Origin of the sequence: Streptomyces sp. NBC_01775 (assembly GCF_035917675.1) — a bacterium.
In the GTDB taxonomy this organism is placed as follows: domain Bacteria; phylum Actinomycetota; class Actinomycetes; order Streptomycetales; family Streptomycetaceae; genus Streptomyces.
Genome location: NZ_CP109104.1, coordinates 7,750,230 through 7,759,166, shown reverse-complemented (window position 1 = coordinate 7,759,166; position 8,937 = coordinate 7,750,230). Strand labels below are relative to the sequence as shown.

4 protein-coding genes and 1 pseudogene are annotated in these 8,937 nt (G+C 71.3%); 3 read left to right on the top strand and 2 right to left on the bottom strand.

The annotated features are described in order from the left end of the window. Positions 1-72: 72 nt before the first annotated feature. On the bottom strand, positions 73-981 hold the full coding sequence (locus OHB04_RS34435) for an NADP-dependent oxidoreductase (protein ID WP_326691546.1): 909 nt from the start codon (positions 979-981) through the stop codon (positions 73-75). 70 nt (positions 982-1,051) lie between these two features. Between OHB04_RS34435 and OHB04_RS34430 the strand changes: the two genes are divergently transcribed. Beyond that, positions 1,052-1,639 (top strand): TetR/AcrR family transcriptional regulator, encoded by a 588-nt coding sequence (locus tag OHB04_RS34430; protein ID WP_326808982.1) that lies wholly within the window; start codon positions 1,052-1,054, stop codon positions 1,637-1,639. A gap of 399 nt (positions 1,640-2,038) precedes the next feature. Here the strand turns inward: OHB04_RS34430 and OHB04_RS34425 are convergent, their stop codons facing one another. Next, the gene (locus OHB04_RS34425; RefSeq protein ID WP_326691544.1) at positions 2,039-2,644 is read right to left on the bottom strand and encodes an allene oxide cyclase barrel-like domain-containing protein; all 606 of its coding nucleotides are present in this window, start codon (positions 2,642-2,644) and stop codon (positions 2,039-2,041) included. A 357-nt stretch (positions 2,645-3,001) separates the two neighbouring features. Between OHB04_RS34425 and OHB04_RS34420 the strand changes: the two are divergent. Continuing rightward, positions 3,002-5,743: pseudogene (locus tag OHB04_RS34420) on the top strand (type I polyketide synthase); the annotation flags it as partial. A gap of 94 nt (positions 5,744-5,837) precedes the next feature. Beyond that, positions 5,838-8,906 carry an SDR family NAD(P)-dependent oxidoreductase gene (locus tag OHB04_RS34415; RefSeq protein ID WP_442815119.1) on the top strand — a complete coding sequence of 1,023 codons (3,069 nt, stop codon included), beginning with the start codon at positions 5,838-5,840 and terminating at the stop codon, positions 8,904-8,906. Positions 8,907-8,937 lie beyond the last annotated feature (31 nt).

Genomic DNA, 8,937 nt, shown 5'->3' with positions numbered 1-8,937 from the left:
CGCGCCGGGCACCACTGGCTACGAACTCTGTGTTCTCGACGAACACCAGGTCCGGCCTGGGCAGGAAACGGCTCAGACGACCAAGACCCGGCGCCCGCGCGTGTGCCCGGCTTGGCTGTCGGCGTGCGCGGCCGGGGCCTCGGCGAGTGTGTACGACTTCTCGACCGGGATGTGGAGCTTCCCCCGCGAGATGAGGCCGGCGGCCTCGGCGAGCGCTGCCGCCTTGTCCCCGGACACGCCGGAGAATCGGACACCGAACTCCGACGCACCGAGATCGCCGATGGTGATCACCTTCTGCGGGTCCCCGGTCAGCTCGACGAGTTCGCGGATCACACCCGAGCCGGCCAGGTCGAGGGCCGCGTCGACCTGGCCGAGCTGCCGCACCCGCTCGACCCAGCCCTCGCCGTACGTCGTGGCGAGGGCACCCAGGCTGCGCAGATAGTCCTGGTTCGCGGCTCCGGCCGTGCCGATCACCGTGATGCCGCGCTCGCGGGCGATCTGTAGCACCGCCGATCCGACTCCCCCGGACGCACCGCTGACGAGCAGCGTCTGCCCGGGCTGCACACCGACCTCGCGGATGATGCGCAGCGCGGTCTCCACCACGGAGGGGTACCCGGCCGCCTCTTCGAACGTCAGCCCCTCCGGCATACGGGCCCAGGCCCACAGCACGGCGAACTCGGCATAGGTGTTCGATCCTCTGCCGAACACGTGGTCGCCGACCTCGATCCCTTCGACGCCCTCGCCGACCTCGTCCACCACCCCGGAGGCGTCCTGCCCGATTCCGGCGGGCAACTCGATCGGCTGGTGCACCGTACGGCGCTCTTTCTGGAACTGGCCTTCACGGATCCTCCAGTCGACGGGGTTCACGCCCGCCGCCCGCACCGTGATGCGTACCTGGCCGGGGCCCGCGTGGGGCTCCTCGGCGTCTACGAGTTGCAGAACGTCCGGACCGCCGAACTCGGCGAAGCTCACTCTCTTCATGCCGTCGAACATAACACTAACGGTTAGTTTTTAAAAACGGTTACGCTTTTGCACCTGGTAGCATCAGGGCATGACCGTGCCGTCCGGACGCCGTGAGCGCAAGAAGGCCGCGACCCGCCAGAAGATCGCCGACACCGCCCTGCGGCTCTTCCTGGAACGCGGGTACGACGCGGTGGGCATCCGTGACGTGGCCGCTGAGGCCGACGTGGCCGTCACCACGCTCTTCTCCCACTTCGCCTCGAAAGAGGCCCTGGTGTTCGAGCAGGACGAGAACTTCGAGCAACGCCTCACCCAGGCGGTCACCGGCCGGGCGCCGCACGAGCCGCTCATCCCCGCGCTACGCCGCGAGATCCAGGCCCTGGTGCGGCACTGCTCGGCGGACAGCGCCGCCCCGATCTGGCGCATGGTCGACGCCTCGCCTGACCTGCGGGAGTACGAGGAGTCGATGAGGCTGCGCCACGCGGAGTCACTGGCGACGGCCATCGCCGCCGATCCCGACCTGTCCCGGACCACAACAGCCTGCCGGACGATCGCGAGGTTCGCGATCGACGCCCATTCACTGGCCCGCGAGGCGGCCGATCCGGAGGCCGCGGTGGACGAGATCTTCCGGATGATCGAGGCGGCCTGGGAGGTCACCCACCCCTCTCGACGCGCGTGAGGAACTGTTCCTCCAGGTAGGACAGGGGCCGGTCGTGGGTGGCGCGGCGGATGATGCTGCGACGGCTGGTGGCGCCCAGTTGGACCGCGATGGCGAACAGTTGGGCCGCGGTGGCGAACAGCCGTGGCCGCAGCCGGCGGGGTTCCCCAGGCGCGGCTTGCCCGTCAGAGGGGGCATGGGCATGCGGGATCAACCGCCGGACCGGGAAGCGATGGCGCCGGAGACGCGGCGTCTCCGGCACCGACAAGGCGGCATCACCGGTCAGACCGGTGATGCCGCCCCACCATCAGCCGGGAGAGCCGCCGTGATCGCACGGTCGGTCCCCGCGGGGAAGACCTGCCGGAGCGCCGAGTTGCGCGCCGCAACGAGGGGCCCTGAGCTGCGGAGGCCCGCCGGATCTCAGGCCATCGCGAAGACCGTGTGGTAATGCGGGGGACGCTGCTGGGGATCCTTGATGGTGAGCGTCATGAAGCCCTGCTTTCCCGCGTAACGGCCGGTCTTGCCGACCACACGGAATACCTGGGTGAGGCCGTGCAGAATCGCCGTACCGTCGATCACTCCGGTGGTCTCGAAAGTGCCGTCCTCGAATTCCGTGACGCTCTTGTGGTGCTGCCAGATGTGCGGTTCCTTGGCCAGCATCACAGCCGTTCCCGTGACCGTTCCCACGCGTTTTCCGTCGCTGTCGAAGAATCCGTCCACGTAGTCACCGGAATCCGTGGAGCCGTTCTTGCTGCCCTCGTTGATGGCGAGCTTCTCGATCACTTCGGTGAGCCCGTCCACGATGACGCACTTGTCCAGCACCTCGTCGACCGGGTCGACGCCGGGCGTGAAGATGCCCGCAGCCAGCGCGGCGGCGAGTGCCAATTGCCGGGGCTCCAACGCGCTTGCCATCGGCATCTCGCCCTGGAAGGCCAGCTTTCCCGAGTCCAGAGCCTCCTGTGCGACGGGGCCCGCTCCCCCGGAGCCGCCCTCCGCGTTCTGTGTTTCCCGGTCCACTGCGGTCATTCTCAGCTCCTGAAGGTCGGCTGTGGCAGTCCGTACGCGTCAGTTGAGTTCGGTTCTCAGCAGCACGCACTCGGCGCAACACCTTCACGCGCCCGCCTAAAGGCCCGCTAATCCCGTCCTTCTTCAGTCACGCGCGCTCCCGGTTCTGTCACCGGAGGCGACCACGGCACGGGGCTCGGCTCAAGCACATCCGAAAAGCACAGGGTTAGGGCAGCTTTAGCACCGTGGCCAACGATGACGTGGCGGACGACGGATCTGTCGATGCGGAGAAAGGCTGCGGTAACAGCGGATGGCGCATCTCGAAACGGTGAACTCATGACGGCCGCCGGGGATACTGGCAATAAGGTCGTCGAGGCCCTGCGGGCATCGCTTCTGGAGAACGAGCGGCTCAAGCAGGAGACCGATCGGCTCAAGCAGGACGCCAGGCAGGCCGCCGAGCGGGCCCGGGCCCCGGAGCCGATCGCCCTGGTCGGCATGGCCTGCCGCTTCCCGGGCGGGGTCGCCTCGCCCGAGGACCTGTGGGAGCTGGTGTCCGAGGGCCGCGACGCGGTGTCCGCCTTCCCCTCCGAGCGTGGCTGGGACACCGAGGCGCTCTACGACCCCGACCCGGACCGCGAGGGCAGGAGCTACACCCGCGAGGGCGGCTTCCTGCACGAGGCCCACGAGTTCGACCCCGGCTTCTTCGGCATCAGCCCTCGCGAGGCACTGACCATCGACCCGCAGCAGCGGCTCTTGCTGGAGACCACGTGGGAGGCGCTGGAGCGCGCGGGGATCCGCCCGCACTCCCTGCGCGGCAGCCGGACCGGAGTGTTCGCCGGGGTCATGTACAACGACTACGGCGCGCGGCTCCAGCCCGCGCCGCCCGGCTTCGAGGGCTACATCAGCACCGGAAGCTCCGGCAGCGTGGCCTCGGGACGCATCGCCTACACCTACGGCTTCGAGGGCCCGGCCGTCAGCGTGGACACGGCCTGCTCGTCCTCGCTGGTGGCGCTCCACCTGGCCGTCCAGGCGCTGCGCGACGGCGAGTGCGACCTGGCGCTGGCCGGCGGGGTGACGGTGATGTCCTCGCCGATGGCGTTCATCGAGTTCAGCCGACAGCGCGGCCTGTCCCCGGACGGGCGTTGCCGGGCCTTCGCCGCCGGTGCCGACGGGGTCGGGTGGGGCGAGGGTGTGGGCCTGCTGCTGGCCGAACGGCTCTCGGACGCGGAGGCCAACGGGCACCGTGTGCTGGCCCTGGTCCGTGGCTCGGCCGTGAACCAGGACGGTACGAGCAGCCAGCTGACGGCGCCCAACGGGCCCTCCCAACAGCGCGTCATCCGGGCGGCGTTGCGTGGTGCGGGTCTGGCCGCGTCCGACATCGACGCCGTCGAGGCCCACGGCACCGGCACCACGCTGGGCGACCCGATCGAGGCCCAGGCGCTGCTGGCGACCTACGGCCAGGAGCGGCCCGAGGACCGTCCGCTGTGGCTGGGCTCCGTCAAGTCCAACCTCGGGCACACCCAAGCGGCGGCCGGTGTCGCGGGCGTCATCAAGATGGTCCAGGCGATACGGCACGGTCACCTGCCCCGCACGCTGCACATCGACACGCCCTCACCGCACGTGGACTGGGACAGCGGCGCCGTCTCCCTGCTGAGCGACCCGGTGCCCTGGCCCGAAACGGGACGGGCACGCCGGGCCGCCGTGTCGTCCTTCGGGATCAGCGGCACCAACGCCCACGTCATCCTGGAGGCACCACCCGCGCCTGCCACTGCGGCAGAGGAGCGAGTGGCGCGTGGGGCTCTTGCGGGGCGCGAGGAGCGCGTCGTGCCGTGGGTGCTCTCGGCAAAGAGCGAGGGAGCGCTACGCCAACAGGCCGGACGCCTGGCCGACTTCGTCGCCACGCACCCCGAGCTGGACGCGGCGGCCATCGGGCACGCCCTGGCGACGACCCGTACGCACCACGCCGAGCGCGTCGGTATCGCGGTGTCCCACGGGAAGGAAGCGGTGGCCGCGCTGCGGAGCCTGGCCGATGGGCACGACCCCGAGCCGGAGGTCCTCGCCCGGGGGACGGCACGTACGCCGGGGAAGATCGCGTTCGTGTTCGCGGGGCAGGGCTCACAACGCGCCGGAATGGGCGCCGGACTCTACAACACCCACCCCGTATTCGCCCACGCACTGGACGAGGTGTGCGCCCACTTCGACCCCCACCTCCAACACCCCCTCCGCGACATCATGTTCGCCCCCGAAGACGACGCCCTGGCGCCACTGCTGCACCAGACCCAGTACACCCAACCCGCACTCTTCGCCCTCGGCACCGCCCTCCACCACCTCTACCTCCACCACGGCATCAAACCCCACTACCTGGCCGGACACTCCATCGGCGAACTCACCGCAGCCCACGCAGCTAAGCATCCTCACCCTCACCGACGCCACCACCCTCGTCGCCACCCGCGCACGACTCCTCCAAAACCTCCCACCCGGCGGAGCCATGCTCACCCTCCACGCCACCGAAAAAGACGTCCTCGAAACCCTCGACCCACAACGCGTATCACTCGCCGCCGTCAACGCCCCCACCTCCACCGTCATCTCCGGAGACGAACAAGCCATCCAAGAGCTCGCCACCCTCTGGACCGAACGCGGACACAAAACCAAACGACTCCACGTCAGCCACGCCTTCCACTCCCACCTCATGCAACCCGCACTCGAAGAATTCCACCGCACCGCAGCACAACTGACCTACCACGAACCCCACACCCCCATCATCTCCAACACCACCGGAGACCTCGCCACCACAACCCAACTACGCGACCCCGACTACTGGACCCAGCACATCCGCCAACCCGTCCGCTGGGCCGACACCACCACCACCCTCCACACCCACCACGTCACCACCCACCTCGAACTCGGACCCGACACCACCCTCACCACCCTCAACCACCACAACCTCGACACCACACCCAACCCACCCACCCTCCTCCCAACCCTCCACCCCCACCAACCCGAACCCACCACCCTCACCCACACCCTCACCACCCTCCACACCCACGGACACACACCCGACTGGGAGACCCTGTTCCTCGACCCCCCGGACGCGCCGGTCGAGCTGCCGACGTATGCCTTTGAGCATCAGCCGTACTGGCTGCACGCGCAGGCTCGGACGGCGGACGTCGTCTCGGCCGGGTTGGCGGCGACGGGGCATCCGTTGCTGTCGACCGTGATCGAGGCCCCCGGTGGGCAGGGCACGCTCTTCTCCGGGCGGGTGTCGCTCGCGGGTCAGCCCTGGCTCGGTGAGCACCTGGTCGGGGACACGGCGGTGCTGCCCGCATCCGCGTGTGTGGACATGGCGTTGCGGGCGGCGGCCCATGTGGGCTGCGACCGTGTGGACTCCCTGACCGTGCACGTGCCGCCGGCCATCAGCGAGGAACGTGCGGTCCAACTCCGGCTGGCAGTCGAGTCTTTGGACGACGTGGGGCGTCACCCGTTCACGCTGCACACCCGGCCGGAGAGTGACGAGCCGGGCGAGCCCTGGACGCGCTGCGCGTCCGGCGCGCTCTCCGCCGCCACGTCGGACGGGGGCCGGGACAAGGACGGAGACGGAGACGCGGGGAACGGCGGCGCGTGGCCGCCCGTGGGCGCCCAGCCCGTCGAGGTGGCCGGGCTCTATCACCAGTTGCTCGCCGCCGGGTTGGCGCACGGACCGCTGTTCCAGGGCGTACGCGCGGCCTGGCGGCGGGGGGAGGAGCTGTACGCCGAGGTCGACCTTCCCCAGGAGACGGCCGATTCGGCAGCGGCCGGGGCTGCCGGTCCCACCGGATCCGCCGGGTCCGCCGCCGGGTTCGGCCTGCACCCCGCACTGTTCGACGCCGCGCTGCACCCGCTGCTCCTCGGCTCGCTCGACACCCTCGGGACGACGAGCCCCACGACGGAACCCACGACGGATCCCACGACAGCTGCCGGCGGCGAGCCCGCCGTACCGCTGCCGCGCGTCCTGCGCGGGGTGGCGCTGCACGCCTCGGGCGCGACGGCGCTGCGCGTACGGCTCGTCGGCACGGGCGAGGGCAGTGCCTCGGTCACCCTCACGGACACCGAGGGCGCGCCGGTGGCGACCGTCGAGGAGGTGGCACTGGGCGCGTTCCCGACTGCCCGGCTGCGTGCCGACGCGGACGGCACGTCGCAGGCGCTCTTCCACGTGGAGTGGCGCCCCGTCCCCTTCCCCTCCCCTTCGTCCTCGTCCCCGTCCTCGCCCGGGTCCTGGGCGCTGCTGGGTGAGGAGGGGGCATGGGCCCGGGGGACGACCGCTGGGGCCGCCGCGTACGCGGACCTGGCCGCGCTGCGGGACGCGGTGGACGCGGGCGCTTCGCCGCCCCCCATCGTCGTGACCGCGCCGTACGGACGCACGGACGCGAGCCGGAACGAAGCCAACGACGCGGACGCGGACGACCTGCGGGACAACCCCGCCACGCGTGTGCGTCCCCTCCTCTCGCAGCTGCTCGGTCTGGCACAGGAGTGGCTGGGCGACGAGCGGTTCGCGAGCTCAACCCTGGTCGTGGTGACGCGCGGCGCCGTGCTGCCCGACCCGGACTCGGGTGGGACGCCCGACCCGGCGGCAGCCGCCGCATGGGGCCTGCTGCGGTCGGCGCAGACCGAGAATCCGGGCCGGTTCGTGCTGCTCGACATCGACCGCGATGGCGCGCCGGCCTCCGTCATACCCGCTGCCGTGGCCACCGGTGAGACCCAACTCGCCCTGCGCGAGGGAGCTTTCACCGCCCCCCGGCTCGCGCGCCTCCCGCGGGAGGACTCCGGGGACCAGTCGGCACCCCCTTCGCTGAGCCCTTCGTTCGACCCCGAAGGCACCGTGCTGATCACGGGCGGCACCGGGGGTGTCGGCAGCCTGCTGGCCGGGCATCTGGTGGCGGCGCACGGCGTACGTCATCTGCTGCTCACCAGCCGGCGCGGTCCCGCAGCGGACGGCGCGGACGGGCTGTGCGAGGAACTGCGCGGGCAGGGCGCCGAGGTGCGGGTCGTCGCGTGTGACGCGGCCGACCGTGCCGCGCTGGAGGCGCTGCTCGGCACGATCCCCTCGGAGCATCCGCTCACCGCCGTCGTACACGCCGCCGGCATTCTGGACGACGGCACGCTGCCGTCGCTGGACGAGGCACGGCTGGAGCGGGTCCTGCGGCCGAAGGCCGACGCCGCCTGGAACCTGCACGAGCTGACCGCCGCGACGGACCTGTCGGCCTTCATGCTGTTCTCGTCCGTCGCCGGGACGCTCGGCAACCCGGGCCAGGCCAACTACGCCGCTGCCAACACCTTCCTCGACGCGCTCGCCCAGCACCGGCGCGCGCGGGGGCTGCCCGCGCTGTCGCTGGCCTGGGGCCTGTGGGAAGAGGGCGGGGGCATGGGCGAGCGGCTCGATGACGCCGAAGCGGCGCGGCTGGCCCGCAACGGCGTCCGGCCACTGCCCGCCGCACGCGCCCTCGCACTCTTCGACGCCGCACTGGAGGCGACACCGGTCGCCCCAGGATCACCGGCCTCGCCGGACTCGCCGGGCGCACCGCTGAACGCGCCACCCGGCAGCGGGCGCGCCCTGCTCGTACCGGCCGATCTGGACCTGGCGGCGCTGCGGGCGCGCGCCGCCGAGACCGCCGAAAGCGGGGCGGGCGGCGCGGACGGCGAGGCGTTGCCGGCGATCCTGCGCGGCCTCGTCCACGTACCCGCGCGGCGCACCGGCTCCGGCGGTCCCTCGCTCGCCCAGCGGCTCGCCCGGTTGCCCGAAGGGGAGCGGCGGGCGGCGCTGCTGGACTTCGCGCGCGGCCAGATCGCCTCGGTGCTGGGGCACTCCTCCGCGCAGGACATCCACCCCGAACGCGCCTTCCAGGAGCTGGGTTTCGACTCACTGGCGGCGATCCGGCTGCGCAACCGGCTGACGGCGGCAACCGGGCTCCGGGTCCCCTCGACGGTCATCTTCGACCACCCGACACCCGCGGCGCTGGCCACGTACCTGCTGACCCGCGTCCTGCCCGAGGACCCCTTGGCCGCGGTACCCGCCTCGGCCGAACTGCGTGCGCTGGAGGAGGCGTTGCAACAAGCGCCGGACACGCTGGAGTCCCGGCTGCTGATCGCCAAACGGCTCCGGTCGCTGCTGTGGCGGCTGGACGGCACCCCTTCGGACCCCGCGCACGCCTCCGCCGAGGGGCCCACCGAGGGGTACGCGGAGGACCTGCGCACGGTGAGCGACGACGAACTCTTCGACGTGCTCGACAACGAACTCGGCATTTCCTGACCCCTTCCCTCAACCATCCCTCGAACCGATA